The 24,543-nt window shown below is 65.9% G+C and carries 24 protein-coding genes; 11 read left to right on the forward strand and 13 right to left on the reverse strand.

What is annotated here, in order from left to right; translation table 11 throughout:
- Positions 1-51: 51 nt before the first annotated feature.
- The gene (locus tag HF024_RS13330; RefSeq protein WP_168689854.1) at positions 52-1,143 is read left to right on the forward strand and encodes a LacI family DNA-binding transcriptional regulator; all 1,092 of its coding nucleotides are present in this window, start codon (positions 52-54) and stop codon (positions 1,141-1,143) included.
- 121 nt (positions 1,144-1,264) lie between these two features.
- Here HF024_RS13330 and HF024_RS13335 read toward each other — a convergent pair whose 3' ends face one another.
- Positions 1,265-1,849, reverse strand: coding sequence for a TetR/AcrR family transcriptional regulator (locus tag HF024_RS13335; protein WP_168689855.1), 585 nt, complete (start codon positions 1,847-1,849; stop codon positions 1,265-1,267).
- Between the two features lie 125 nt (positions 1,850-1,974).
- On the opposite strand from HF024_RS13335, the gene HF024_RS13340 reads away from it, so the two are divergent.
- The 3 genes from HF024_RS13340 to HF024_RS13350 all read left to right on the forward strand — a co-directional run bounded on the left by HF024_RS13340 (position 1,975) and on the right by HF024_RS13350 (position 3,874).
- Positions 1,975-2,571, forward strand: a complete 597-nt coding sequence (locus HF024_RS13340) for a DUF6230 family protein (protein WP_168689856.1) — start codon at positions 1,975-1,977, stop codon at positions 2,569-2,571.
- Positions 2,562-3,101, forward strand: coding sequence for a DUF6114 domain-containing protein (locus HF024_RS13345; protein ID WP_210723954.1), 540 nt, complete (start codon positions 2,562-2,564; stop codon positions 3,099-3,101). Before HF024_RS13340 ends, HF024_RS13345 begins: the two co-directional genes overlap by 10 nt.
- 65 nt (positions 3,102-3,166) lie before the next feature.
- Positions 3,167-3,874, forward strand: a complete 708-nt coding sequence (locus tag HF024_RS13350) for a hypothetical protein (RefSeq protein ID WP_168689857.1) — start codon at positions 3,167-3,169, stop codon at positions 3,872-3,874.
- Between the two features lie 119 nt (positions 3,875-3,993).
- On the opposite strand, the gene HF024_RS13355 is transcribed toward HF024_RS13350, so the two are convergent.
- Positions 3,994-4,638: a DUF1992 domain-containing protein gene (locus tag HF024_RS13355; RefSeq protein WP_168689858.1), complete on the reverse strand. Its 645-nt coding sequence runs from the start codon at positions 4,636-4,638 to the stop codon at positions 3,994-3,996.
- 57 nt (positions 4,639-4,695) lie between these two features.
- Positions 4,696-6,210 (reverse strand): 2-isopropylmalate synthase, encoded by a 1,515-nt coding sequence (locus HF024_RS13360; RefSeq protein WP_168689859.1) that lies wholly within the window; start codon positions 6,208-6,210, stop codon positions 4,696-4,698.
- A gap of 168 nt (positions 6,211-6,378) precedes the next feature.
- Between HF024_RS13360 and HF024_RS13365 the strand changes: the two genes are divergently transcribed.
- On the forward strand, positions 6,379-7,062 hold the full coding sequence (locus HF024_RS13365; RefSeq protein WP_168689860.1) for an FCD domain-containing protein: 684 nt from the start codon (positions 6,379-6,381) through the stop codon (positions 7,060-7,062).
- Positions 7,063-7,133: 71 nt separating this feature from the next.
- On the opposite strand, the gene HF024_RS13370 is transcribed toward HF024_RS13365, so the two are convergent.
- The gene (locus HF024_RS13370; RefSeq protein WP_168689861.1) at positions 7,134-8,006 is read right to left on the reverse strand and encodes an aldo/keto reductase family oxidoreductase; all 873 of its coding nucleotides are present in this window, start codon (positions 8,004-8,006) and stop codon (positions 7,134-7,136) included.
- Between the two features lie 148 nt (positions 8,007-8,154).
- On the opposite strand from HF024_RS13370, the gene HF024_RS13375 reads away from it, so the two are divergent.
- The 3 genes from HF024_RS13375 to HF024_RS13385 are packed head-to-tail and all read left to right on the forward strand — an operon-like array spanning position 8,155 to position 9,468.
- The gene (locus tag HF024_RS13375; protein ID WP_168689862.1) at positions 8,155-8,556 is read left to right on the forward strand and encodes a metalloregulator ArsR/SmtB family transcription factor; all 402 of its coding nucleotides are present in this window, start codon (positions 8,155-8,157) and stop codon (positions 8,554-8,556) included.
- A complete protein-coding gene (locus HF024_RS13380; RefSeq protein WP_168689863.1) occupies positions 8,553-9,023 on the forward strand; it encodes an SRPBCC domain-containing protein in 471 nt (156 codons plus the stop codon). The genes HF024_RS13375 and HF024_RS13380 overlap by 4 nt, the downstream gene beginning before the upstream one ends.
- 1 nt (position 9,024) lies before the next feature.
- A complete protein-coding gene (locus tag HF024_RS13385) occupies positions 9,025-9,468 on the forward strand; it encodes an SRPBCC domain-containing protein (RefSeq protein WP_168689864.1) in 444 nt (147 codons plus the stop codon).
- Between the two features lie 105 nt (positions 9,469-9,573).
- Here HF024_RS13385 and HF024_RS13390 read toward each other — a convergent pair whose 3' ends face one another.
- Positions 9,574-9,759 (reverse strand): hypothetical protein, encoded by a 186-nt coding sequence (locus tag HF024_RS13390; protein ID WP_168689865.1) that lies wholly within the window; start codon positions 9,757-9,759, stop codon positions 9,574-9,576.
- A gap of 263 nt (positions 9,760-10,022) precedes the next feature.
- Here HF024_RS13390 and dinB point away from each other — a divergent pair, with 263 nt between their 5' ends.
- Positions 10,023-11,219 carry a DNA polymerase IV gene (dinB, locus tag HF024_RS13395; RefSeq protein WP_168689866.1) on the forward strand — a complete coding sequence of 399 codons (1,197 nt, stop codon included), beginning with the start codon at positions 10,023-10,025 and terminating at the stop codon, positions 11,217-11,219.
- A gap of 9 nt (positions 11,220-11,228) precedes the next feature.
- Here dinB and HF024_RS13400 read toward each other — a convergent pair whose 3' ends face one another.
- The 3 genes from HF024_RS13400 to HF024_RS13410 form a co-directional block, all read right to left on the reverse strand.
- Complete coding sequence (locus HF024_RS13400; protein ID WP_168689867.1) at positions 11,229-11,576, reverse strand: LysR family transcriptional regulator; 348 nt, start codon at positions 11,574-11,576, stop codon at positions 11,229-11,231.
- A gap of 63 nt (positions 11,577-11,639) precedes the next feature.
- On the reverse strand, positions 11,640-12,200 hold the full coding sequence (locus tag HF024_RS13405) for an MOSC domain-containing protein (protein WP_168689868.1): 561 nt from the start codon (positions 12,198-12,200) through the stop codon (positions 11,640-11,642).
- Positions 12,197-12,424: an RNA-binding S4 domain-containing protein gene (locus HF024_RS13410; RefSeq protein ID WP_168689869.1), complete on the reverse strand. Its 228-nt coding sequence runs from the start codon at positions 12,422-12,424 to the stop codon at positions 12,197-12,199. The genes HF024_RS13405 and HF024_RS13410 overlap by 4 nt, the downstream gene beginning before the upstream one ends.
- Positions 12,425-12,530: 106 nt before the next feature.
- Here HF024_RS13410 and HF024_RS13415 point away from each other — a divergent pair, with 106 nt between their 5' ends.
- On the forward strand, positions 12,531-13,091 hold the full coding sequence (locus tag HF024_RS13415; RefSeq protein ID WP_168689870.1) for a dihydrofolate reductase family protein: 561 nt from the start codon (positions 12,531-12,533) through the stop codon (positions 13,089-13,091).
- Between the two features lie 36 nt (positions 13,092-13,127).
- Positions 13,128-13,565: an alternative ribosome rescue aminoacyl-tRNA hydrolase ArfB gene (gene arfB, locus HF024_RS13420; RefSeq protein WP_168689871.1), complete on the forward strand. Its 438-nt coding sequence runs from the start codon at positions 13,128-13,130 to the stop codon at positions 13,563-13,565.
- A 336-nt stretch (positions 13,566-13,901) separates the two neighbouring features.
- On the opposite strand, the gene dcm is transcribed toward arfB, so the two are convergent.
- From dcm to HF024_RS13450, 5 genes are all read right to left on the reverse strand, one after another.
- Positions 13,902-15,155 (reverse strand): DNA (cytosine-5-)-methyltransferase, encoded by a 1,254-nt coding sequence (dcm, locus tag HF024_RS13425; protein ID WP_168689872.1) that lies wholly within the window; start codon positions 15,153-15,155, stop codon positions 13,902-13,904.
- Between the two features lie 568 nt (positions 15,156-15,723).
- Positions 15,724-16,197: an HNH endonuclease gene (locus HF024_RS13435; RefSeq protein WP_168689874.1), complete on the reverse strand. Its 474-nt coding sequence runs from the start codon at positions 16,195-16,197 to the stop codon at positions 15,724-15,726.
- Positions 16,198-16,455: 258 nt separating this feature from the next.
- Positions 16,456-17,355: an NgoMIV family type II restriction endonuclease gene (locus HF024_RS13440; RefSeq protein WP_247597115.1), complete on the reverse strand. Its 900-nt coding sequence runs from the start codon at positions 17,353-17,355 to the stop codon at positions 16,456-16,458.
- A gap of 215 nt (positions 17,356-17,570) precedes the next feature.
- Positions 17,571-18,533: a PD-(D/E)XK nuclease family protein gene (locus tag HF024_RS13445; RefSeq protein ID WP_168689875.1), complete on the reverse strand. Its 963-nt coding sequence runs from the start codon at positions 18,531-18,533 to the stop codon at positions 17,571-17,573.
- 3 nt (positions 18,534-18,536) lie between these two features.
- The gene (locus HF024_RS13450; protein WP_168689876.1) at positions 18,537-23,969 is read right to left on the reverse strand and encodes a DEAD/DEAH box helicase; all 5,433 of its coding nucleotides are present in this window, start codon (positions 23,967-23,969) and stop codon (positions 18,537-18,539) included.
- Positions 23,970-24,543 lie beyond the last annotated feature (574 nt).

Below are 24,543 nucleotides of genomic sequence, written 5' to 3' on the forward strand. Positions count from 1 at the left end.
CTTATCACGTTAAGCGCTTGACGTGAAATCGCCCGCCGATAGCATCGACGTATGCCCCGCCCATCCCGAGCATCCCGCGCATCAGGCGCATCCAGCGCACCCCGCGCATCCCGGGCGACGACCAGGGTGACGGCCGCGCAGGTGGCCGCGCACGCCGGGCTCTCGGTGGCGACGGTGTCGCTCGTGCTCAACGGCAAGACGGACGGGCGGGTCTCCCCCGCCAACATCGAGCGGGTGCGCGCCTCGGTCGCCGAACTCGGCTACGTGGTCGACCAGGGGGCGAGCGCGCTCGCCCGCGGACGGTCCGACCTCGTCGTGCTCGTCGCCCCCGACCTATCGAACCCGTTCTTCGGCTCGGTGATCCAGGGCATCGAGCAGGAGCTCGGCCCGCGCTTCCAGCTCGTGCTGTCCGTGACGGAGAGCGGGGTGCAGCCGTCCGCCTCCGACGTGCGCAGGTTCGCCGGGCTGCGGCCGGCCGGCTACCTGGTGGATGCGCCCTCCGACGCGTTCCTCGACGAGCTCGGGGACGACGCTCCCCTGGTGGTCCTGGATGCGCCGGAGCTGCGCACGGACGTCGCCGCCGTCAACTACGACATGCGCGACGCGATCGACGCGCTCGCCGCGCACCTCGCCTCCCGCGGCCACCGCGCGCTCGGCTACCTCGACAGCATCACGGACACCCGCACCTTCCAGCTGCGCCGCGAGCAGCTCACCGCAGCAGCCGAACGCAACGGGATGACCATGAGCGCCCCGGATGCGGCCCGCAGCATCATCGAGCTCGGCGCGGCGGCGGCGGCCTTCGGCGCGGCGTGGCCGGAGTGGCGCGCCGACGGGGTGACGGCGGTGGTGTGTGCGACGGACACGCACGCGTACGGCGTGCTCGAAGCGGCGCGCGCATCCGGACTGTCGGTGCCGGGCGACGTGGCGGTGACCGGCTTCGACGACCTGCCGTACTCGCGCGTGACGGCGCCGCCGCTGACCACGGTGCGGCTCCCCGGCGAGCCGCTCGGCCGCGCCGCGGCGCGCCGGCTCGTCGCGCAGATCGACGGCGCCGACGCCGCCGACGGCCCGGCCGCCGGCCCGGCCGCCGGCCCGCCACCCGACCTCATCGCGACCCTCATCGCCCGCGGCTCCACCGCCTGACCCGGCCCCGGCCGCCCGCCCCATCCCGCGAGATGCCAGTAACTGTCGCGAAACGCCCGGGATGCGCGACAGTTACTGGCATCTCGGCGCAGGAGGCGCGCGCGCGATGCCAGCGGGCGCTTCAGAGGGCGGCGACGACGGCGCGCGCGCTGCGCTCCAGGAACGCGACCACCTCGTCCGAGGCCAGGTCGGTGCCGAGGGCGGTGCGCACCAGCGCCTCCTCCGCGAACGCGACCCACGACCGCAGCGCGATGCGTAGCAGCTCGGTATCGGGGACGCCGAGCTCGACGAACACCGCGATCACCCGCTCCGCCTGCTCCGTGCGCGCCTCCTCGACCACCTCGCGCACCTCGGTGTCCCCGCTGGCCACGCCGCGCACCAGCGAGTAGAACGTGCCGCGGTGGTCGCGCACGAACTGGACGATCCTGCTGAGGGTGTCGTGCAGCCGGTCGAGCGGCGGCAGGTCCTCCTGCGGCTGCGTCGCGCGCAACATACTGTCGCGTGCCGTGCGCACCACCTCGCGGTGCAGCCCCTGCTTCGTTCCGAAGTAGTGGAACAGCAGTGCCCGCGACACGCCGGCCTGGGCGGACAGGCCTTCGATGGTGAGCGCATCCAGCGGGTTGTCGACCAGGAACGCGACGCCGAGCGCGACCAGCTGGGCCCGGCGTTCATCCGGGGTCAGGCGGGTGCGCCGGTCGATCTCCATGCGACGAGCCTAGCCACCCGCATCCCGCGCTCTATTGACAAGTCGTCAATAGTGAATATGCTCGCTCGTGGGGTTCCGACCTGACCAGCACCGCCGCTGTCAATACCCCAAAACGAGGAGGATCGATGAAGTTCCGCTCACTCACCCGCTCCCACACCGGACGGGTCGTGCTCGCTGCCGTCCCCGTGGCCGTGGTGTCGTCTCTGCTGATGGCCGGAGTCGCCAACGGCGCCGTTCCCGTGTCGTTCGCGGTGTCCGGCAGCCAGTTCCAGATCAGCGCATCGCAGCTCGACGGGACCGGCTTCAGCCAGTACGCGGGCGTCGCCCCCGACACGGCGGGCAAAGACCACCAGGTCGCCATCGCCAACATCAAATCGGCGACACTCGCCGACCTCTGCCAGTCGGTCGTCACGGACACGCCGATGGGCAAGGTCGGCCTCCTCATCACGGCGGGCGGCGGCGGATCCCCGGCCAGCGCCTCCGACCTGCAGATCGGGATGACCGACCTCAAAGGCGACTCGACCTTCGGCAACATCCGGATCGGCGTCGACGCCTCCACGGTCAACACGGCCGCGAAAGGCGGGGTGGGCGACTTCGCCCAGGATGCGGACACGGTGAAGATCGCCAACCTGCAGCAGACCGCGTGGAGCACCCAGGCGTCGGTGTTCACGCTGACCGGGATGCACGTGCAGCTGACGGACGGATCCAAGGGATGCTTCTGAACGCGACCGGGGATGCGGGTGCGGTCGGTGGGCGCCGGGCGCGCGCTGGCCGCGCCGAACACGCCTCCACCTCCGACCGCGACTCCACCACCCCCACCCCCACCGCCTGGTCCCGCTTCTCCCACTGGCGCAGGCAGCGTCCGTTCCTCGGCGGCCTGCTGATCGCGCTCGGCGGCGTCGAGCTGTTCTTCTCCGGCCAGCTGGACATCGGCAAGATCCACGTGCAGCTCGGCATCGAGGGGGTGCAGGCGACGATCATCCCGATCGTGCTGGTGCTCCTCGGCGTGCTCATCGTCACCATGCCAGCCCACCGCATCTTCTACGGCGTGATCGCACTGGTGGTCGCGGTGTATTCGCTGGTCGGGGTGAACCTCGGCGGCTTCTTCATCGGGATGCTGCTGAGCACCGTCGGCGGTGTGCTCGCGGTCGCGTGGATGCCGCTCACGAGCGACGAGGCAGGTGGCGTCCCCGCGGGCGACCCCGCCGTCCACCTCGCCGACGAAGGGGCCGACGAAGGGGCAGCATCCTGAGCCGCCGCGATCACCCCAGCGCCCGAGACCACCACAGCCGCCGCGATCACCCCAGCCGCCGCGGGATGCGGGGAACGCTCGCCGTGTTCCTCGCCGTCGCGGTCGTCGGGTTCGGGTTCGCCCGCGCGCCGATGATCGTGCCGGAGGGCTCGTGGTGCATCCCGTTGCTGATGGACTGCAGCACACCGACGCCCAGCCCGACACCGACACCGACGGGCGGCTCCGGCGTGCCCGGCGTACCAGGAATCCCTGGGGCCCCGGCCAGCCCCGGCACCACGCCCTCCCCCACACCGAAGCCGACCCCGGGCACCCCGGCGGCCCCTGCGACCCCCGCGCCGCCCGCCGGCCCGGACACCGCCGCCCCGGTCTTCACCCAGCCGCCCGCGCAGCTCGGCAGCTCCTCCCTCTCGTTCGCCGGTCTGCGCTCGCTCAGCGTCGTGACCATCCCGCTCGCCGACGGCACCCGCATCCCGGTGCTGAAGCTCGCCGCCGACGAGATCACCATCGACGGCTTCAGCCTCACCGTCCGGAAGGCGACAGGACCGATCCTGGCGACCACCGCCGACCGGATGCGCCTCCGCGGAAACGTGCAGGTCTACCTCGACTCCGTCACCGCGACCGGGAAAGACGGAAAGTCGCTCACCCTCGGCGCCAGCACGCCTCCCCCGGCCGACGGCCTCCCCCCGCAACTCCTCAAGGTGACCCTCGGACTCGTCGGCGTCACCGCCGACCAGATCACGTTCACCAACCCGCACCAGCACCTCACCGAGTAGGGCGGGCGGCCGGCGCAGGGCGTCGGTGTCCGAGACGCGGAGTGTCCGAGACGCGTGGTATCCGAGACGCGTGGTGCCCGAGACGCGTGGTGCCCGAGACGCATGGTGTCCGAGACGCCCTACTCGCCGTCGCGCCCCGGCCGCCGCCGCTCCGCGAGCCGCCGCGCCCGGCGCTCGCGCCAGGTCAGCGCCTCGGTCTCCGCCTCCTGCCGCTCTCGCTCCTCGTGAGCGGCCCGGACGCGCGCGGCGCGACGGTCCCGCCAGCGCGCGACCTCCGCATCCACGTCCCTGATCGGCGTGACGACCGGTGGACCGCCCTGCAGTTGCCGCCGCGCCTCGACGACGCGCTTGTTGAAGTCGCCGAGGATCTCGCGCACGCGCGCCTCCGACCCCGTCGCATCCAGTTTCGCGTCCAGCTGCTCGTTCTCGGTGCGCAGGGTGAGCGCTGGCGGGCCGAGGCCGGTGAGGCGTTCGCGTTCGATCTTGCGCCGGATCCACCAGTCGGGATCGTGCGTGCCGGTGAGGTTCTCGAGCGGCTTGCCCGCACCGGGGAGGTTGTCGAACTCGCCGCGCCGGATGGCCTGCTGGATGGCGTTCTCCACGACGTGCGCACGCTGATCCATCGTCGGCGCCCCGGTGTTGCTCGGTTCCTTCTCCTCCCGCGGCTCCTCCCCCGCCTGCCGCCGCTCCTCGTCGACCAGACGGTCGACCAGGTAGCGTGCGGCCTCGACCCGGGAGTCCCCGTGCTCCTGACCTTTCGCCATGCTTCCAGCGTACGACGACCCGCGCACGCGGGCGATGGATGCGGGGGGCCGGGCCCGTCACTCCGCGCTCGGCACCGCCACCCAGCGCTCCGCCTCCCCTGTCACCACTCGAAGGAACCTGTAGCGCCCACCATCGACCCGCTCGACCACAGCGCCACCCACCTCCACCGCGTCCCCCACATACATCTCCTCGAACAGCCGCACGATCTCCACGCTCGTGATCTCCACCCCGGTGGCGTCCACCCGCCGCTGCACCACGCCCGCGAACTCCACCTGCACTGCACGCGGCAGCTCGATCCCGTGATCGGCGCTCAGCACATACGCGATCCCGCCCTTGCCCGACTGCGAGTTCACCCGCACCACCGCTTCGTAGTCGCGGCCCACATCCACCGGGTCGATGTGCAGGTACGGCACGTTCCACGGGTGATCGGACGCATCCTGCACCGTCTCCAGCTCCGCCGCGCGCGCCGCGAAGCCCTTCTTGATCGCATCCTGGTGGGTGCCGGAGAACGCCGTGTACGCATACTCGCCGACGTACGGATGACGGGGATGCACCGGGATGCGCGTGCACTCCTCCACGACCGCCCGCACCGCGTCGATGTCCGAGAAGTCGATGCCCGGGTCGACGCCTTGCGAGTACAGGTTGAGCGCCAGCGTCGCGATGTCCACGTTTCCCGTTCGCTCGCCGTTGCCGAACACGCAGCCTTCGACCCTTTGCGCCCCGGCGAGCATGGCCAGTTCGGCGGCGGCGACGCCCGTTCCTCTGTCGTTGTGCGGGTGGATGGACAGGATGACGCCCGAGCGCCGCTCCAGGTGGCGGTCGGCGTACTCGATCTGGTCGGCGTAGAGGTTGGGGGTGCCGATCTCCATCGTGGCCGGCAGGTTGATCGTGACGGGCCGTTCCGGCGATGCGTCCCAGAACGCGGTGAGGCCGTTGCACAGGTCTAGGACGAAGTCGGACTCGGTGAGGTTGAAGACCTCCGGCGAGAACTGGAACCGGGTGGACGTTCCGCGCAGGGTGTCTGCACCGCGCTGCATCTCCTCCGCCGCGGCGAGCACGGTCCGGGTGAGCTCGTGTCTGCCCCGGCCGATCACGACCTCCCGCCAGAGCGGCGCCGTCGCGATGTACACGTGCATGACGACCTTCCGCAGTCCGCGCACCGACTCGATGGTGCGCCGGATGAGGTCGCTCCGTGCCGCGGTGAACACCACCACGGTGACGTCGTCGGGCACGGCATCACCGGTGGCGAGTTCGCGCACGAAACCGTAGTCGGTGGCGCTGGCCGACGGATAGCCGACCTCGATCTCCTTGTAGCCCATGCGCACATACAGGTCGAACATGCGGCGCTTCCGTGCCGCATCCATCGGGTCGGCGAGCGCTTGGTTGCCGTCGCGCAGGTCGACCGGAACCCAGAGCGGCGCCTCGGTGAGCCGCGCGTCCGGCCAACGGCGGTCGGCGAGTTCCGGCAACGCCACGCGGTCGTGCGGCGAACGGTATTTGCGGTACGGCATCCCGCTGGGGGTCTGCAGGTTCCAGGTCGGGTTGGTCGTGCTGGTCGTTCTGGCATTCATGTTCTGCTGTCCTTCGAGAAGTGTCCTGCGACCGTCGCGATACCCCCACGACGGCGCTCGGTCTCGGCTAACGCGCGTCGTGGCGACGAAGGAGGAGGAGCAGCGTGAGACGGAACATGATCTGGCCAGCATAGAATTAATCAGGTCATCAGACAAGTGGAGGCAGTCATGGCTGATCGAACGCTCGACCGCGCATCCCTTCCCCTCCGGGTCGCGGACGATCTGACAGCACGACTCGCGGACGGCGAGTGGGCTGTGGATGCACGCCTGCCGTCGGAGAAGTCGCTGGCCGAGTCGTACGGCGTCGGCCGCTCGACGGTCCGCGAGGCGATCCGCACGCTCGCCGCGCGCGGCCTGGTGGCGCCGCGGCAGGGTGACGGCGTCTACGTCCTCGCGCTCGTCGCCGAATCCGAGGTGCAGCGCCTCCTCAGCCGCGCCGAGCTGGCAGACGTCTTCGAGGCGAGGGTCGCGCTCGAGGCGGAGGCCGCGCGCCTGGCCGCCCTCCGCATCGGGCCGGCCGCCGTGGATGCGCTGCGCACCGCCGAACGGCGTCGCACGGCAGCCCACTCCGCCGGCCCTGACGCGTTCGCCGCGGCCGACGTCGAGCTGCACCGGGCGATCGTGGACGCCTCGGGGAACCCGGTCATCGTGGCGCTGTTCGAACAGTTCGCGCCGGTGCTCGACCGGGCCGCCCGCGAACTCGCGACCTTCGAGACGGGCGACGACAGCCCGATCGGCGCCGACCTCGACGAGCACGCGGCCATCGTGGATGCGGTCTGCCGGGGCGACGCGGACGCCGCGGCGGCGGCGAGCAGGCGGCTCGGCGACCACCTGGTGCGCGCGCTGCGCTGACGCCGCGGGGTGCGAGGGCGGCGCGAGGACCACCGGAGCGCAGACGCGCGCCCCCGCTCACCGCGCCAGCGTCAGACCCCGGCGCCGATCGCGTCCAGCTGCTCCAGCGCATCCACCGGCAGCTGCAGTCCAGCACCCGAGACGTTCTCCCGCAGGTGCGCCACCGATGAGGTGCCCGGGATCAGCAGGATGTTCGGCGAGCGCTGCAGCAGCCACGCCAGCGCCACGGACATCGGCGTCGCGTCGAGCCGTGCTGCGACGTCGGCGAGCGCGTCGGACTGCAGCGGCGAAAAGCCGCCGAGCGGGAAGAACGGCACGTATGCGATGCCCTGACTGGCCGTCTCCTCGATGAGAGCGTCGTCGTCGCGCCGGGCGATGTTGTAGAAGTTCTGCACCTCCACCACCCGCACCATCGTCTGCGCTTCCGCGAGCTGCTCGGAGCTGACCGTGCTGAGTCCGATGTGCCGGATGAGTCCCTGCTGCTGCAGTTCCGCCAGCGCCTCGACCTGTGGTGCGATGCTGCCGGGCTCCGGGGATTCGAGGCCACCCATCCGCAGGTTGACCACATCCAGCGCATCCAGCCCGAGGGTGCGGAGGTTGTCGTGCACCTGCGTGCGCAGCTCGTCGGGGGTGCGGGCGGGCGGCCAGCCGCCCTGGGCGTCGCGCCGGGCGCCGACCTTCGTGACGATATGCAGGTCGTCACGGTACGGCGAGAGCGCTTCCCGGATGATCTCGTTGGTGACGTGCGGCCCGTAGTACTCGGAGGTGTCGATGTGCCGGATGCCGAGCTCGACCGCCTCGCGGAGCACCGCGATCGCCTCTGCACGGTCGGCGGGCGGGCCGAAGACGCCGGGTCCTGCGAGCTGCATCGCGCCGTAGCCGACGCGGGTGAATTCGAGGTCGCCGACGGTGTAGAGGCCGCCGGGGAGGGTCGAAGAGGACATGGTTCCTTTCTGCCGCGGGGCGCGCTGCCGGGCGACAGTCCTACGATGCTCCTCCTGCGCAGGCTGAGGCAGTATCCCCGTCATCCTGGGTCCAGCGGGACCAGGATGACGGTGGCGCGCATCCATCGTCGGTGCTATATTCACCCACATGGGTGAATATCAAGCAGCAACGCTCGACCGGGTGTTCGGGGCGATCTCCGACCCCACCCGGCGCGAGATCCTGAACAGGCTCGCCTCCGGAGACGAACGCGTCACGGAGGTTGCGAGCAACTTCCCGATCTCCCTCAACTCGGTCTCCAAGCACGTGCGCGTGCTGGAACAGGCGGGACTCGTGACCCGCACCATCCAGGGCCGCAACCACGTCATCTCCCTCAACGCGGACCCGATGGCCGAGGCCGCCGAGTGGATCGACCACTACCGCGCCTTCTGGACAGACCGCCTGGCCGCGCTCGACCGGTTCGTGACGGGGGCAGGCGGGGCCACCGGGGCCGCCACCGGCGCCGCCCCCGCCGGTGCCACTCCCACCCCGACCCCCGAGGAGCACTCATGACCGACCAGCTCGTCGTCTCCCGCCTGATCGCCGCAGCCGCAGAACCGCTCTTCGACGCCTGGCTCGACCCCGAGGCCCTGGCCGTCTGGATGCGTCCAGGCAACGCCACCCACACCGACGTCACCGCAGACCCCCGCGTCGGCGGCGAGTTCCGCATCATCATGCACAACCTGGATGCGCCCATCGTCCACCGCGGAACGTACCGGACCATCGACCGCCCCCGCCGCCTCGCCTTCACCTGGCGTTCGCCGGTCACGGAGGACGAGGAGACGCTGGTCACCGTCGATTTCGAGCCCCGCGCATCCGGAACAGAGGTCATCGTCACCCACGAACGCCTCCCCCACCAGGCGGCAGTGGATGCGCACACCGACGGCTGGACCGACTGCCTCACCGACCTCGACGCATACGCAACACACCAATCACCGACGCACCAATCACCGACGCACCACTCACCGAAAGGAAACTGACATGGTCGACATCCTGCACCAGGTCGGCGTCGAGAACGCCACCCCCGACGACGCGTACCGCGCCCTCACCACCATCGACGGACTCTCCGGATGGTGGACGGAGAACACCTCCGGCGACCCGTCCGTCGACGGCGTCATCCACTTCCACTTCGAGCCCGGCGACATCGACATGAAGGTGGTCGAGCTCTCCCCCGCCTCGCGCGTGCGCTGGGAGGTCGTCGACGGCCCGGCCGAATGGATCGGCACCCACGTCGACTTCTCCCTCGAACGCGACGGCGAATACACGCTCGTCCGCTTCATCCACGAGGGCTGGGCCGAGCCGGTGCCGTTCATGCACCACTGTTCAACGAAGTGGGGCGTGTTCATGCTGAGCCTGAAGTCGCTGCTCGAAACCGGGAAGGGGGCGCCGGCGCCGCGCGATCAGAAGATCGACGCGTGGAACTGAGGGGTTGACGGTATCCGCCGAACGTAGCCAGCCGGTAGCACCAGTCGGCAACGCGTCGCGTCCGCGCCTGGGCGAGCACCGTCCGGGCGCGGACACGATGCGCACTTACTCGTCGCGCCGGTCTTCCTTCTTCGCCGCCACGACGAATGCCACAACAGCAGCGCCGAAAAAGGCAAATGCGGCGATCCACGCACCGACCGCGATGGCCGGAGCCATCATGCTCGCAGCGATGGCAAGCGAGGCCGTCAGCATGAAGCCCGCGCCAATCAGACGCGAAGCTTTACCCGTCACGTGCGGACACCGATAAGGGTGGCAAGCGTTCGTAACAGCTTCATCATCTTCCGTTCGTCATTGAACGGCCGCGTGGTTCACAACCGTTTCCACTCAACCTAACACGCATGTAATATACGCATATAGCATCTTAAGATGTCGCCCGCAATCGCGTAGTGCCTCTTCACGCGCCGCCTGCTTCGTCGCCTCACGGACCGCGCCACCTCCGGTGTCCGCGGTCCGTGCGACCATGCTCTCGACGCACGAGCGAGCGGAGGACCGGGATGCGGGGCGAGGCGACCGTGCTGCACGCCGACCTCGACGCCTTCTACGCCTCCGTCGAGCAACGGGATGCGCCCGAGTTGCGCGGCCGCCCGGTGATCGTCGGCGGCGGGGTGGTGCTCGCCGCCAGCTACGAGGCGAAGGCGCGCGGCGTGCGCACCGCGATGGGCGGCAGGCAGGCGCGCGAGCTGTGCCCGGATGCGGTGGTCGTCCCGCCCAGGATGGATGCGTACTCCGCCGCCAGCCGCGACGTCTTCGCCATCTTCCGCGACACGACCCCGCTCGTCGAGGGCCTGTCGATCGACGAGGCGTTCCTGGAGGTCGGCGGCCTCCGGCGGATCGCCGGTACGCCGGAGCAGATCGCGACGCGCCTGCGGGAGCGGGTCCGCTCGGAGGCCGGGCTCGCCATCTCGGTCGGCATCGCCCGCACCAAGTTCCTCGCGAAGGTCGCCAGCGCCGTCAGCAAACCCGACGGACTCCTCCTCGTCGAGCCCGACCGCGAGCAGGCCTTCCTCCTCCCCCTCCCGGTCGAACGACTCTGGGGCGTCGGCGCCGTCACCGCCGAGAAGCTGCACCGACTCGGCATCCGCACCGTCGGCCAGCTCGCCGAGCTGGAGGAGGCGACGGCCGAGCGCCTCCTCGGCCGCGCAGCGGGCGCCCACCTGCACGCGCTCGCCCGCCTCCGCGACCCGCGCCCCGTCGACGCCACCCGGCGTCGCGGCTCCATCGGCTCCCAGCGCGCCCTCGGCAGCCGCCCGCGCTCGCCCGAGGAACTCGACACCATCCTGACCCAGATCGTCGACCGCCTCGCCCGCCGCCTGCGAGACGGCGACCGCACCTGCCGCACGGTCGTCCTCCGCCTGCGCTTCGGCGACTTCGCCAAAGCCACCCGCTCCCGCACACTCGGCTTCCCCACCGACCGGACGTCCGTCCTGCTCGGGATCGCGCGCACCCTCCTGGCGGCGGCTCAGCCCGAGATCACGCAGCGCGGCATCACCCTCATCGGCCTCTCGCTGTCCCAGCTGGGACGGTCGGACACGTTCCAGCCCGAACTCCCGATCGACTGGGACGACGGCGCCCGCCTCGACACCGTCCTCGACGCGGTCCGCGACCGCTTCGGTGCAGCGTCCGTCTCGCGCGCAGCACAGCTCGGCCGCGATCCCGGATGGTCGACCCCGCTGCTGCCGGAGCACGAGTGAAGCGGGGGCTTAACGCCCCTGGCGTTTCTTGAACGGCTTCGGCTGCCCTTTGACCGCCGGCGCGCGCCCCTTGCCCTTCGAGGCTTTCGCCTTTCCGCCCGCCGGCGCCACGGGTTTCCCAGCCGCCGGAGGGGCCGCCGCGATCTCCTCCCGAGCCGTGGCGAGGAAGAGGACCCCGGCGCCGGTCAGCTTCGTCGGCGTCGCCCCGCGGACGAACAGCGGGGACCCGACCTCGTCCTCCAGCTTCGCAATCGACGAGTAGAGCGACGGCAGCGGAATATCGAGCTTCCGTGCCGCGCGCGGAAAATGCAGCTCCTCGGCCACGGCGACGAACCGAACGAGCAGGGTGATGTTCATGGCTGGCCCCTCATCGGTCCTGGATGCACGTGGACCGCGAACCCAGCCCGCGCTGTCGATTCGTCATACCGGACTGAGCGGAGCGTGCTCGCCCGACGGCAGCTCAACCCGGATGCTGTCGCCCCGGCGTACGGTCCCTCCCGCGACGACGACCCCCATCACGCCGCCCTTCCGCTCGACCGAACCGTCCTCGGCCCGCCCGAGCACCTCCCGCAGCAGCCCCGGCTCGAAGCCGTTGATCTGCTGGCACGGGTTCCGCAGCCCGGTCACGCGGACGCACGCGTCGGCGCCGAGGTGCAGCAGCGTGTCCGTCGGCAGTCCGAGCAGATCGATTCCGCGCGTCGTCACGTTCTCCCCCAGCTGCCCGGGCGCGACCTCGAACCCGGCATCGGCGACCTCGTCGAACAGCTCGGAGTGCATCAGGTGCACCTGCCGCAGGTTCGGCTGCGACGGATCCCGGGCCACGCGCGAGCGGTGCTGCACCGTCGTCCCCGCGTGCGCATCGCCTTCCACGCCCCACCCTTCGATGAGGACGATCTCGTCGACCACCCGCTTGCTGAAGCGGTGCTCGCTGTCCGTGCTCACCGCGACGACGTGCGCCCGAGCATCCTGTTCATCGCTCACGAGCTGACGCGCACCTTGCGCCCGTCGAACCCGACGATGTCGCCGACGTGCAACTGCCTTCCACGGCGCCGGTCGACCTCACCGTTCACGGTCACGAACCCGTCGATGATGGCCTCTTTGACGTCCCCGCCGGAGTCCAGCAGTCCGGCGAACTTCAGGAACTGCCCCAGCCGAACGACGTCGCCGTCGATCGGAACATCGTCGATCGGTGCCGGTTTCGTCATTCGAAAATGCTAACCCACCACATCCCTTACCTGGTGGCCGCGGTACTTTGGGTTCGGACCGGTGCCCGGTATCCGGCGCCCGGTGTGCATCAAGGGAGAGCACAGGATGAGACCACTTCGCTACGCCATCAACGTCACCCTAGACGGCTGCTGCCACCACGAGGCCGGTCTCCCGCCCGACGAGGAGTCGATGCGCTTCTGGACCGCCGAGCTGCAGCGAGCAGACGCCCTCCTCTTCGGCCGCACCACCTACGAGATGATGGAGTCCGCCTGGCGCAAGCCCGCCTCTGGCATTTGGCCCGGCTGGATGGACGACTGGCAGCGTCCCTTCGCATCCACCATCGACGGCGCGCCAAAATACGTCGTGTCGAGCACGCTCACGGACGTCGACTGGAACGCCGAACTCCTGCCCGGCGACCTCCCGGATGCGGTCACGCGGCTCAAGCAGGAGCCCGGCAACGGCCTTTTCGTCGGCGGCGTCACGCTCCCCCTGGCACTGGCGAACCTGGGCCTGATCGACGAGTACGTCTTCGTCGTCCAGCCCCTCCTCGCCGGCCACGGGCCGACCTTGCTCTCGGGCCTGCGCGAGCACATCCCCCTAGACCTCGTCGAGCGGCACGACTTCCGCTCCGGCGTCTCCGCACTGCGCTACCGCCCCATCCCGTAGCGGCACGCCGCCGTCGGACAAGAGGATGATGGACCCATGCCCGCCGCTCACCGCCCCGGCCTCCGGGTCACCTCCGGCCTCACCATCCCGGACTCCGAGCTGTCCTGGCGCTTCTCCCGCTCCTCCGGCCCCGGCGGCCAAGGCGTGAACACGGCCGACTCCCGCGCGGAACTCGCCTGGGACGTCGCCCACTCCGCCGCCCTCACCCCCGTCCAGCGAGAGCGCCTCCTCGACCGCCTCGGCACCCGCCTCGTCGACGGAACCCTGACAATCGCGGCCTCCGAACACCGAGCCCAACTCCGCAACCGCGAAGCCGCCCTCTCCCGCCTCGCCGACCTCGTCGTCGACTCCCTCCGTCCGCCAGCCCCGGCCCGCCGGCCCACGCGCCCGAGCCGAGGCGCCAAGCAGCGCCGCCTGGACGCGAAGAAGCACCGCACCGACGTGAAGCGCCTGCGGCGGCCCCCGCAGGATTGAGTGAGTGAGTGAGGCGGCGTGCTCGGTTTAGCTACACCCGAGGCGTTCAGGCTGGAGAATGTGCGCAGACGGGTTTCCCCCTGGAGGGACTCGAAAACTGCGACCACCCTTTAAGCACCGTGCCCGTGATGTCAAAATCCGCGGAATTCCGCTCTTTTTGGCCTCACGGAGATGACTGCAATCACATGGGAACTCATTCGATTGTGGGCAAATTGTGGGCAAAAAACATGGCCCGAGTATCACTCTCCCAGCCCACACTCTGCCCGGTCTCCCGAGCCTCGGTTTTGGGCATCACTTCAGAAAGGGTCACGCGCGAGCCATCGACCGGGTGGCGATTCAACTGACCTTGCTGCTGTATTTTGCGATGTAGTCGTTTCGCGAGTGCTCACGCTGGCCGGTGAAGCCTTTGAAACTTCCGAGGCGATAGTAAGACACGCCAGAGCCAGATACTTTGCTCTCCACCTCAAAGTCTTGGGCGAGAATCGCGAGCCTTCGCTCGACCGATGCCTCGCTCATCTCATTCAGGGCCGTAGTCAATCGCGCCACACTCACAAATCCGTCCGCGTTGGCGAGCTCGCGATACACCGGGTCGTGCACGTCGGCGCTTAGCTCCGGTATGTCGTGCGGGAGCCCTTCGTGATTCAGAGCGTCCCGGATCGCACGACCGACCGCTTCCGCGACAGGGGGAGGAAAAGCGTTGCCTATCTGCCGGTACTGCGAGGTCTTTCGCCCCGCAAAAACCCACTCGTCCTCATCTTGCCAGCCTTGCAGACGAGCTACCATCTCAATCGTTAAGCGTGGAAGTCTCTCGGTTGGATGCGGCGCGTCAGCATTTGGAGCGGCGTCTGCGACCCCTTTTCCATCGACGCCAAGAGCTTCCCAAGCCCTCTTGGCCCTCGTGGGACCCAGGTCCGCTCCGCCGTGCTTCTTGCTGCCCCCAACGAGAGTGGGGCCGACACCGTCCGCCATCGCCACCCAGTCGTCTACGTAAGGCCAGCCATTGGCGCCCATGAGGTCGCGAAGCGTTTCACCGACAGACGTTCGCCTGGCGTCCGGCTCAGGCCAACGGAAGTAGACGGCGTCCTCCGGTTTCATAGCCACAAGGACGAAACGCGGGCGCAACTGTGGAACCCCAAAATCCGCCGCATGAAGCAGCCTCCAGTCGGCGACGTAGCCGAGTTGAGTGAGCCGGTCCAGCACGCGCTGTCGATAGGCAGAGAACCGCGAGGCCGCTAAGCCGCGGACGTTCTCAAGCATGAGGGCTCGCGGCCGGATGACCGACACCTGCTCCACCGCCCAAGCGAACAAATCCCGCTCATCGGAGGAGCCGAGCTGTTTGCCCGCGATGGAGAATGGCGGGCACGGGACACCTCCGGCGAGAAGGTCAATACCGGAGTGGTCCTTCGGCGACCACACGTCGGGGCTAGCGACATCGCCAACAAGGACGGTGCTCCCACTGTTCTGTCGCAACGTCTCCGCTGCCGTGGGGTCCAGCTCTATGGCAAGTTTGTGCGTGAACCCAGCCCGCTGAAGCCCGAGCGCCTGCCCGCCGGCGCCGGCACAGATCTCGATGACTTGTAGTTCACTCATGCGTCAATCTCCTGAAGGTTCCAAGCAGTGCGAGACTCTGTTGCAAGTATGGTCGTGACCGCGAAGAGAAGGGATGAACCATGCCGGACGCACCGTTGATAGCGCCTGCTCCCAGCCGTGACTCGACCGTTACTCCCGCCGCTTCTTCGCCTGGCCGCTCGAGAAACATGCGCGCGATCAAGCGTACGGGAACCAAGCCTGAAATCCTCGTGCGATCGCGCCTGCACTCTCACGGACACAGGTTCAGGAAGGATTATCCGATTCGGCTGGACAGCGTGCGAGTGCGCCCAGACATAGTTTTCACCAGGAAACGCGTCGCGATCTTTGTAGACGGCTGCTTCTGGCACTGCTGTCCGGCTCATGGCCACCAACCCCAGACCAATGACTGGTATTGGGCGCCGAAGCTCCAGCGCAACCGCGAACGCGATGAGCTTGTCAGCCGATCTCTCGTCGACCAAGGGTGGACTGTCATCCGCGTGTGGGAACACACCCCCGCCGCTATAGCGGTGGCAGAAATCGAACATGTGTTCGATTCTATTCGAGAGGGATTGGGTCCTTCAACCCTGGATCACATCAACGTTGTGCTGGCCCATAGTTGAGCGGCCTCCTGGATGGCTGCTCTTACGGCATCGGTCGACAACCAAGCATTTCGATGACACATGCGGTGGCAGTTAGAGCAAAGGATGACCAAGTCGTCTAGCGATGTTTGGGAAGGGCCAGCGACGTGCAGAGGAACCAGGTGATGCACCTCCGCGAAGTCTGCGCCGAGTTCGCCGTAGAAGCGATGAAAATCGAAGCCGCAGATCTCGCAAGCCAGATTTCCTCGCTGAGATTTCGAGATTGAGATTTTTGCATCCCGCAGTGGTTTAGAACGCTCCCGCGTCCGCGCCCACCGCTCCAAGACACCGCCCTCTTCGGCAACGAGGTCGCCGATTTCCCATGCATTTGCAACTACTGCGTCTTGATTCAGGAGGAGAGAACGAATTGACGCCGCGCGCGCCTGCATCGTAGTGACGTCGGCGCGAAAGGCTCGAATGACCACGCTGGCACGCTTCCCACCACGCGTAACAGCCCCCGAATATTTCTCGTCCGCGGTCGCAAGGTCCCACGTCTTTCGTTGGATGCTTGCGGGGCTTCGGAAGCGAGGATCATCTGGAGCACCCCCATGAAGTTGACCCCTGGATAAGAGCGCGGACAGCTCTACGGCTTCTTGAGAGCTTGCTCGCAAGCCTTTCCAATCATTGCGACTTACGAGGTCGGCGGCCAACACAAGCTCGTCGTTCAGCCAGTTAGTCATTGTTCAGATGGCTAGATCGAGGGGCAGATCTGCTATATCGCGAAGTCGTTTTCCCCCGACCATAGTCTCAACCATGGCCATTGCCTCATCGTTGTTCGACGCGCGCACCGCATCTATCAACTCAGGTAGAGCGAAGTGGTAGAGGCAGTCGATGTCCCCCGTCCCCAGGGCAAGAGATGCCAATCTCGAAGGTGAGGGCTCTCCTGTGACGACCGCAATGTGTGGCAATCTCCCCTTACGGTTCCTGATCAGGTTCAGGGACTCAGACCTGGCGTTTTGCGCGCGATCGCTTCGCAATGTCCATTTGCAAGAAATCACCGCGTGAAGGATGCTCCGCGGCTGATTGGATTGCCTAATCGCGGTTCGTCGGGCGACGGAGTCATCGACCAACAACGCGTCGCGATTGATCAGCTCGTCGGGGACAGGTTTTCGTGCGACAACGACGTCGGGAGCTATGACGTAAGCGTTGCCCAGAACGGCTCGCAGCTGCGGGTTTGCTCTCGCGGCCTCGTCGAGTTCCGACAGGTGAGCGTATTGCTCGTAGCGAGCGATGTACTCGATGCTTTTCCTTCCGGTGACCTTCAAAACCTCCCAATCGCCCGGCCTCAGCATTTCGAGTCGAGAGAAGGTGCTACGCACAAAATCAGCGCACGCTGTCTCGAATTTCCCACCGCTGGTCTGGCCCGCCAACCGTTCAGCAACAGTCTCCACCAAGAGCTTGTCTGCGATGTATTTCGCATATGCCACGCTGGACGGCTGAGAGCCATCAGCGTTACTCGGAACGCCCATCTCGTTAACAGCCAGCACACCCGAGGCCAGGAGACCGGCGTGGAACTCACGCCGCGCTTCTGCGAAGATCGCGGGGCTGTCACCAACTTCACGCATGCGGCGTAATGCCCTCATCAGCTCGACGCGACCCTGGTCTCACCGACCGAGTAGGTGTCCCCCAGGCATGCACGCCCGGCCGGCCCCAAAAAGAGTTGTGATTCACACTCGCAAAACTATCCAAGCCTTTCAACGGGTCACCGTCGACGCGCTCGAGTTGCCACAATCCAAGCGGTGGGCTCGGGGTAGACGAGCAATCTGGGCAGAGTGACTACGCCGGGCGCGCAAGGCTTTCAACGCGACTCGACGCGAATACTGGTGCTCCGGGTGGCCAACCACTCGCGGGGAATCGTGTGTGGGCGGCTGATCAGCCGCACGATTTTCGCATGGTCGCCTGCTGCAATTGCCGGGACCGCGTCCACGCTGAGTCCGGTGACCCATTCGCCGCTGAGTCTCAGGGCCACGTACCCGGCGCTTGATATCTCCAGCTTTTCTACCGTCCCGCGTACGGCGTCCGGCGATGGCCAATCATCCAGTGCTTTCCACTGGGGCTCGCAACTCATGCGGCGGGCGCAGAACCGGCATATCTCCGGATCCGGGATCGCCACGCTCGCGCTTGAGGCGAGCGTTTGCTCAATGCCGAGCAAAAGCTCATCAACTTGCTGACGCGTTACTTCGACTTTCACACTTCCGTGCTGAAGACTAAAAACAACGACTTGCTTTGGGAGATGGCCGTATGACTCTTCAAAGAGATGTGCGTAGAAGATCAACTGGTGAGCAGTAGCGGCGCTAATCCGCGGGCCAGCGTCTCTGCCCGTCTTAAGGTCGATGACGAGCCCGCTGCCTCCAGTCCCCAAGATGTCAACGTATCCGAACAGGTGGCGAGCGTCGTCGGTGAGCAGTTGCTCGCAGCTGACGGTTCCCCCGGCGCTGTCCAAGAGGTCAACCAATTCGTTCGCGCGAGACTTTAACCTGGCTCGTGTCACGGTGGCATTCGGAACGGCGTTTGAGCCCAAGCCCGCATCGGAAACCGCTTCATCGAAGCGGCCCTGAAGTCGGGCGCCGGCATCGTCAAGTCTCCACTCGTTTTTCTCGACCCATTGCTGCATTGCGCGATGAGCCAGCGTGCCCGCGTTGTCGTCAAGAGAAATAGGTGGCCTGCTCGGCCAGCCGACCGGCGATGCGGAAGCTGGACAGCGGAGCTTCCGGAAAGCCGCTGTCGCAGACCACCATTGCTTTTCAGGGACGTTGCCCATCAGTTACCCCGCAGAATCCGCGATGAGCCCGAGAACGCGGCGCGGGTCACGATCGAGCGTGAACGCGTCGACGAAGACGATTCCGGATAGACCCGCTTCGCTGCCTTCGACCTCGGCCATCGCCTCTGCGAGCCGAGGAGCAATTAAGGTCTCCTCAGCGGCCTCGAAAGCGTGACGGACAATGACAACGAACGTACCTTGACTAGGGTGACCGTAAAGCGCCGCCGGTACGGCGGATGCGATCGGGGTAGCGCCATATGCGCTGGCCCACCGCTCGATAGCCGTCCGGTCGAAGTCCTCTCGAATTGTGAGCGGTTCTCCCTCTAGAAGACCAAACAAGTCTCGCGCCAGCCGCCAGTCAAGAAGCGCGTGGTACGCCATATTTCCGTAGTCACGCAAGCAGCGGTAGCACGAACTATTGCAATGGTCCGCGTGAGATGGGTCTTCGAGATCACGGAGGTAGCGGCGAACGGAGTCTAGGAATGTCGGCAGGAATTCTGGTGATCCTAGATGTGTGCTGAATCCCGCGCCATTCTCAAGCGTGTCAGCTAAGAATGCAAAGGTCGATGGGGAACCATCAACCAGCCCCGAATAGATACCTGCACTGAGCTCCAGAGGCTGAATGTCAAGCGCCGCCGAAGCTACCGTCCGTAGGAGAAATGCCAGTGAATACCATGCGGCCCGGCGGCTTTCTGTGGCGTCGACGGCGCCATAAGGTTGCCGCTTGCCAGCCACCAGATTGAGCCGAAGCCCAGCGGCACTATCAGTCGGAGCAGCAGAAGTCGCAAAAAGAAAGTCCGTGTGCTGCACCGCTCCGAGGGCGACGTCGATTGGATCGTCATCGCCGACAGCAGATCTCGAAACGATTCCAGCCTCGATGGCCCGAGTCGACACGAACCCGCCCCACTCCGGAGCACTCCTCGCTGAGGCCTGAAGCGAGAACAGTCGTCCACCGTTGTCGTTGATAACGTAACGTGAGCCCGGCCCAGAGTAGATCCGGGCGCCTTTCGATTCCTCGAGGTGGAGAACATTCATGTCGGTCATTGCCCGCGCCGCCATAGCGCGAGGACTCCACGAGAAGCTCCCCTCGAAATCCGCGCCCGGGGCACTCCTGAACCCGAGCGGCTCCCGCAGAGGGACGGTCGAATAGAAGCTTGGCCCGGCGCCGCACCTAGGGCATGTTTCGGTCGAAAACGCAGTTCCGCCGCGATCGCCGAGATACGAGCACGAACGGCAAACCGCAAGCAACGTTTCAGTGCCAAGGGGCTGCGGATGCGGCTGAGGTTGGGAGCCTCCGGGGCTGAACGATGTGATCCCGACAACCGGATAAACCCGACCATCACGGACAACTTCACTCATAGGAGCGAACTGGCTTACCGCCATGCTCAAGTCGCGGTCGATAACGTCCCGCGGCGGCCAAGGGTAGGACCTGCTCGGTCGCTTCAAGTAGAGGTAGCGCACTGATGTCGGGAACCCGAACATGGGCAGGAGTCCCTTTTCGGCGAGCAGTTGGCTGAGATCTTCGTGCCTGTTTGACGCCACCACCTCGTCGATTTCGCTCACGAGCGACTTCGACAATGACCTCACCTCGTCGTCGATACTTCCTTCGAAAGACGTCCCACTCGCCAGAGACCGAGCTGTGGCGGAGACGGCTTCGCCATTCTCGCGTAGCCACGTGTTTAGGCGCGGCCTGAGATGCGACTGCCAAAACGCGGTCTTTCCAAAGGCGCCGTGGACGTTCGAACTAGGGTCGTCTCCTGCGTCTGTAGAGATCACTTCAGCAAAGGCTTGGCGGAGGACCTCGCTCCGAAGCGATCGAGCGAAGATCTCTCTGCGGTTGAGAGCGAGGTAAGGCTTGGGCGTCGGTTCGTTCGTGATCCGATCTGGCCGTTCGAAATAGTACTCATCGTGGCTCCGGCCTCGGCATACGGTGAGCGCAATCGCGACCGGTGAATTGCGACGGCCAGCTCGCCCGACTCGCTGCTGGTAATTGAACCGCGTAGGAGGCATGTTTCCCAGGACGACGGCGGATAGTGCTCCGATATCGACCCCGGCTTCCATCGTGGTGGTGACTGACAGAAGATCAACGCCGTCCGTCAACTCATTCTCGCTCGCCCCAAGGAACACGTCCTGGAATCTCGACTGACGAGACTGAGCATCCACTCGGTCCGTTTGGCCTGTCAGCTCCGCAGTGTTGAGCCGGAACATCCCATCGGCCCTTGTTGCCTTCCACGCGTAATAATCCTGGGACACATCAACGGGGACTGAGTCCTGGGGCAGCCGACTTCCACACTTCGTGCAATATCCGTTTCCAGTGCTCAAACTCTGGCGGCTACACCGCACGCACACCCATGCGCGCCCTTCGCCGGGCCTAAGTACCACGAGCGCAGGGTCGATCAGGTACTCGACGATCGCCGCGCCCGCCTTCTCTAAGACGTCATCCCGGATAGCGTCGCTGCTGGATCCGTCAGCCGACGCGACAGCGCTCCAATACTTTCGTAATTTCGGCGTTGGATCGAGTCGCTTACTTCGGAGACGAAAGAACCTACGTTGGTCCGCGAGGATCCGGAGTGCCGCACGCGACTGCCCGGTCGCCTCGTTGGCCGGACGATCGGCGGGGCCTGAATCAGTCGAAAGGGCAAGCCATCCCAATCCCAACGACTCGAAGTCTCTGCCGCCGCCGGAGAATAGACCCTGCAAGAGCTCTTCCTCGAGGGATTGGCTGATGTCTTGAAGGAGGGATTTCTGAGGGTCTGTGAGTCCGCCCTTTGGACTGAGGGATGGTGAATTCCAGTCATACAGCTCGGACCAACGAACTGGTTCCTTTTCCCGGGACTGTTGCAAGCTCGCGTGAGGTCCACCTGGATTGATACCCATGCGAAGGAGGTCGTTGGATACCTGCGACGCTAACTCCCGCAGAGAGGGAGGTGCAGAGAGAGAAGCTTCAAGGCGAGACTCATCGGCCGTGGTGCTGTCCGGAGCACCCTCCCACACGTCGCGAAGCTCGGCAAGTGCCGAAGCGTTTCGTTCCGCCAGCCTCTTGAGAGCCGCAAACGACTCTGGGGTCCTCTGTGCGTACTTCACGTGGGCCCTGGCGAGGTCTAGGTCCCCGGCGGTGTTCGCCGCATCAACTAGCCGCAAATAGAGCAACTGGCGCAGGAGGTCCTGATAATGCCGCAGCCCCAGGCCCGCCGAAAGCTTGGCGGCGTCTTGCCGGCTGTCCGTGAAAACGATCAGTTTGCGTTCCGCGTCGCCTAGGTCGTTCGCGAGTTCGGTCGTGAGAACCTGATTGATCTTCTCGAAACCGGTGCGCATCTGACGGATCGGCGAACGCTGCGTCGCGGGGTCGGTTGCTGGGAGCCTGCCATTGCGACCAAACTGGATCTCCCAATCGTCGCCGCAGTTCGGGCACTGCGTGGGAAATGGGCTTACCGATTCGGGCGTTCGGCGCAAGGCCCCGGTCTTTGGGTCTTTAGCGATGCGCGCGTGGAAGCTCCAGCCAGTGAAACCTTCTGCCATGTTGGTCAACTCTCCGGACAGAGGATTGAGCCGACTTCTCCGGAAGGCGTACGAAACGGCGTTCGTATCGCGCGTCCACGCGGGCGAATCCAGGCTGACTAGCGCGCTGTCAGCGTGAGGCCAATAGACCACATAGTTGTCTGCGGTTCGCTGAAGGCTCACCTGGTCCGGAAGCTTCGCCAGTTCAGGTACGTCTGCGAGAAGCACTGTGCTGACTGATGGCTTCTGAAGCTGACCTTCGGGCGCGAACCCGCCTAGGAATACGTCACCGCAATTCTGGCAATAGAGGAGCTCGAGCACGCGCGCACCGCATGTGCAACGGGTGGTCGGCTCAGCGTATAGTTTTCCAACTGTTCGCCCGGCGTGAGGGCGGTCGATTGCAGAGCAATCGGGATCCGAACATGCCCACATGCCAACGACGTTGCGGAAGAACAAATGCGCGCGCAATCTCGGGTCGCCTGGTCGAGGATCCTCTCCCAACCCAGCCAGAACGTTCGCAATCGCTGAGGCGCCCACTTCCCGTGCACCCGGAAACAGTATCTCTGAAGTTTCGCCTAGGGTCTTCGCGCCACCGGCGCCGTCGCCGTGCAAGACGCCGCGCAGCGCGCTCACGACGCCTGCGTCTCGTGCTACGTTCGCCGCAGTTTTTGGATCTGCGGTGGCGATCTTCGCGGGGTCCACGGAGGACGGAACCTGATATTCGGCGGGCGCCACGCTTGTGCCGCTTATGAAAATGAACGTCCCGCGATCAGTGTCGAAGAACTCATTTAGGTAAGTGGCGTCACGAGCCGGATCCAACGAAGCCGATGCAGCAAGCACGCGGAACTGATCTGGTCGGGACTCGAGACCCAGGCGTCGCTTCAGGGTGCGGAGGAGGTAGGCAACCTCTGTGCCAGCCGTTCCACGGTAGGTGTGAAGTTCGTCGACCACCAGGGTGAACCGGTTCTCCGGATTGTCGAGCCACTTCCGAGTCGAATCGAAGAAGTGACCATCACGTTCACGAAGCAACATCACGTTCAGCATCGAGTAGTTCGTGATTAGAACGTCCGGGGGTGAATCGATCATGTCCCATCGCGAACGCATCTCCGCACCATCGAGGCGGGGCACGAAGTATTGAAGATCGTCATCGTTCTTCAATTCCGCCACCTCGCGCGCTCGCGCTCCGCGCTGACTAGTCTCGCGAAGGTACCGCCGGAGCTCGGACTGCGCTTGGCCATTGGCTCGGCCGCCGGTGACGGGAGTTGATCCCGTGTATCGCCCGAAGTAAAAGCGGTGACCGTTCCGATTGGTGTCGAGCCAAGAGCGAACCGCGTCGTTGTCGAGAGCTCGGCGAAGTCGAATCAGCTGATCGTCGACAAGTGCATTCATCGGATAGAGGACTATCGTCCTGACGGCGGCCTCGCGGCCGACCTCGCCTACACGCTGCGACTGAAATGTGCCTTTGTCGGCCGTCCACCAATCGGTTTGTACGGCACCTCTGCCGGTCCAAGCTCGGGACTCGCCGAGCATCGTCGACAGAACAGGCAACAGGAATGACTCTGTCTTTCCCGATCCCGTACCGGCGGTGATCACCATATTCCGGCCGCGCTCAACGCCGGCGGCCAACGCTTGCTCTTGGTGCTCATAGAGAGAGTGGACTCCCGTTAGTAGACCAATCTCCGCAAACTTTGCCAGGTCAGGGTCCGCGCCGGCCGCAGCGACAGATTCGCCAAGCGTCCTACCGGTGGTCGCGTACTCCGGCCGCAACTCCAGTAACGGCTGCCGATATACTCCCCCGTCCCGGTCGAGCAGAGCCCGACGCTCCTCTTGGAGTCGCTGGTCCGCCAATCCGAATGGCGTGTCGTAGTAACGGAAATATGCATCCCGAAGATGCTCGAATGTCCGAATGGCATCGAGGCGACTGCTGGCGTTTGACATCGGCGTCCGACTTTCAATGATCAAGAAGCTGTGATGAGAGATTGCCTTAGCGATGCGGCTACTCGTGTAGCAGTCTCCAAGGGCACGTTGACATAGACCGACGTCCTTGCCGTCGCATCGCTGGTTGGAGCTAAACCGCTGCAGAGCGCGAGGGCGCGCGACTGCAGTGGGGGCAGTGGCGCCCCGAAGTTGACAAACAAGTTTCCAGTTGTTGGAGAGCCACTCGCCGGCTCCCACCGAAGGACGCTATGGCGCAGCCTCTCGAGCTCCGCAAAATAGCCAGAAGCAAGATCGCATGCGTACCAGACCGCTCCTCGATGAAATGTATACATCCATCGACCCTCGCTCTGCTCACGGAACAGACCGTCGTGGAGGGAGGAACGGGCAGACCTTCTGGACCATCTACGCGGGCTAAGTTCCACAAGTTGTTCAACAACCGCATCGTAGGCGGGCGGAGCCGATACCGTGTCCGTGGTGGACGAAGGCAACATCCGAGCGAGCTCGGACGAGGCGCAGCCCGCATATGGCACCCCGATCCCTTTGGCGGTTCGCTCTAGGTCGTTGTTGGATTCAA

The sequence above is a fragment of the Leifsonia sp. PS1209 genome (genome assembly GCF_012317045.1).
Taxonomy (GTDB): Bacteria; Actinomycetota; Actinomycetes; order Actinomycetales; family Microbacteriaceae; genus Leifsonia.

What these genes read in the sequence shown, in the direction of transcription:
- HF024_RS13330 (WP_168689854.1), top strand. Translation starts at nt 52, where the DNA reads ATGCCCCGCCCATCCCGAGCATCCCGCGCATCAGGCGCATCCAGCGCA.
- HF024_RS13335 (WP_168689855.1), bottom strand. Translation starts at nt 1,849, where the DNA reads ATGGAGATCGACCGGCGCACCCGCCTGACCCCGGATGAACGCCGGGCC.
- HF024_RS13340 (WP_168689856.1), top strand. Translation starts at nt 1,975, where the DNA reads ATGAAGTTCCGCTCACTCACCCGCTCCCACACCGGACGGGTCGTGCTC.
- HF024_RS13345 (WP_210723954.1), top strand. Translation starts at nt 2,562, where the DNA reads ATGCTTCTGAACGCGACCGGGGATGCGGGTGCGGTCGGTGGGCGCCGG.
- HF024_RS13350 (WP_168689857.1), top strand. Translation starts at nt 3,167, where the DNA reads ATGCGGGGAACGCTCGCCGTGTTCCTCGCCGTCGCGGTCGTCGGGTTC.
- HF024_RS13355 (WP_168689858.1), bottom strand. Translation starts at nt 4,638, where the DNA reads ATGGCGAAAGGTCAGGAGCACGGGGACTCCCGGGTCGAGGCCGCACGC.
- HF024_RS13360 (WP_168689859.1), bottom strand. Translation starts at nt 6,210, where the DNA reads ATGAATGCCAGAACGACCAGCACGACCAACCCGACCTGGAACCTGCAG.
- HF024_RS13365 (WP_168689860.1), top strand. Translation starts at nt 6,379, where the DNA reads ATGGCTGATCGAACGCTCGACCGCGCATCCCTTCCCCTCCGGGTCGCG.
- HF024_RS13370 (WP_168689861.1), bottom strand. Translation starts at nt 8,006, where the DNA reads ATGTCCTCTTCGACCCTCCCCGGCGGCCTCTACACCGTCGGCGACCTC.
- HF024_RS13375 (WP_168689862.1), top strand. Translation starts at nt 8,155, where the DNA reads ATGGGTGAATATCAAGCAGCAACGCTCGACCGGGTGTTCGGGGCGATC.
- HF024_RS13380 (WP_168689863.1), top strand. Translation starts at nt 8,553, where the DNA reads ATGACCGACCAGCTCGTCGTCTCCCGCCTGATCGCCGCAGCCGCAGAA.
- HF024_RS13385 (WP_168689864.1), top strand. Translation starts at nt 9,025, where the DNA reads ATGGTCGACATCCTGCACCAGGTCGGCGTCGAGAACGCCACCCCCGAC.
- dinB (WP_168689866.1), top strand. Translation starts at nt 10,023, where the DNA reads ATGCGGGGCGAGGCGACCGTGCTGCACGCCGACCTCGACGCCTTCTAC.
- HF024_RS13400 (WP_168689867.1), bottom strand. Translation starts at nt 11,576, where the DNA reads ATGAACATCACCCTGCTCGTTCGGTTCGTCGCCGTGGCCGAGGAGCTG.
- HF024_RS13410 (WP_168689869.1), bottom strand. Translation starts at nt 12,424, where the DNA reads ATGACGAAACCGGCACCGATCGACGATGTTCCGATCGACGGCGACGTC.
- HF024_RS13415 (WP_168689870.1), top strand. Translation starts at nt 12,531, where the DNA reads ATGAGACCACTTCGCTACGCCATCAACGTCACCCTAGACGGCTGCTGC.
- arfB (WP_168689871.1), top strand. Translation starts at nt 13,128, where the DNA reads ATGCCCGCCGCTCACCGCCCCGGCCTCCGGGTCACCTCCGGCCTCACC.
- dcm (WP_168689872.1), bottom strand. Translation starts at nt 15,155, where the DNA reads ATGAGTGAACTACAAGTCATCGAGATCTGTGCCGGCGCCGGCGGGCAG.
- HF024_RS13440 (WP_247597115.1), bottom strand. Translation starts at nt 17,355, where the DNA reads ATGAGGGCATTACGCCGCATGCGTGAAGTTGGTGACAGCCCCGCGATC.
- HF024_RS13445 (WP_168689875.1), bottom strand. Translation starts at nt 18,533, where the DNA reads ATGGGCAACGTCCCTGAAAAGCAATGGTGGTCTGCGACAGCGGCTTTC.
- HF024_RS13450 (WP_168689876.1), bottom strand. Translation starts at nt 23,969, where the DNA reads ATGTCAAACGCCAGCAGTCGCCTCGATGCCATTCGGACATTCGAGCAT.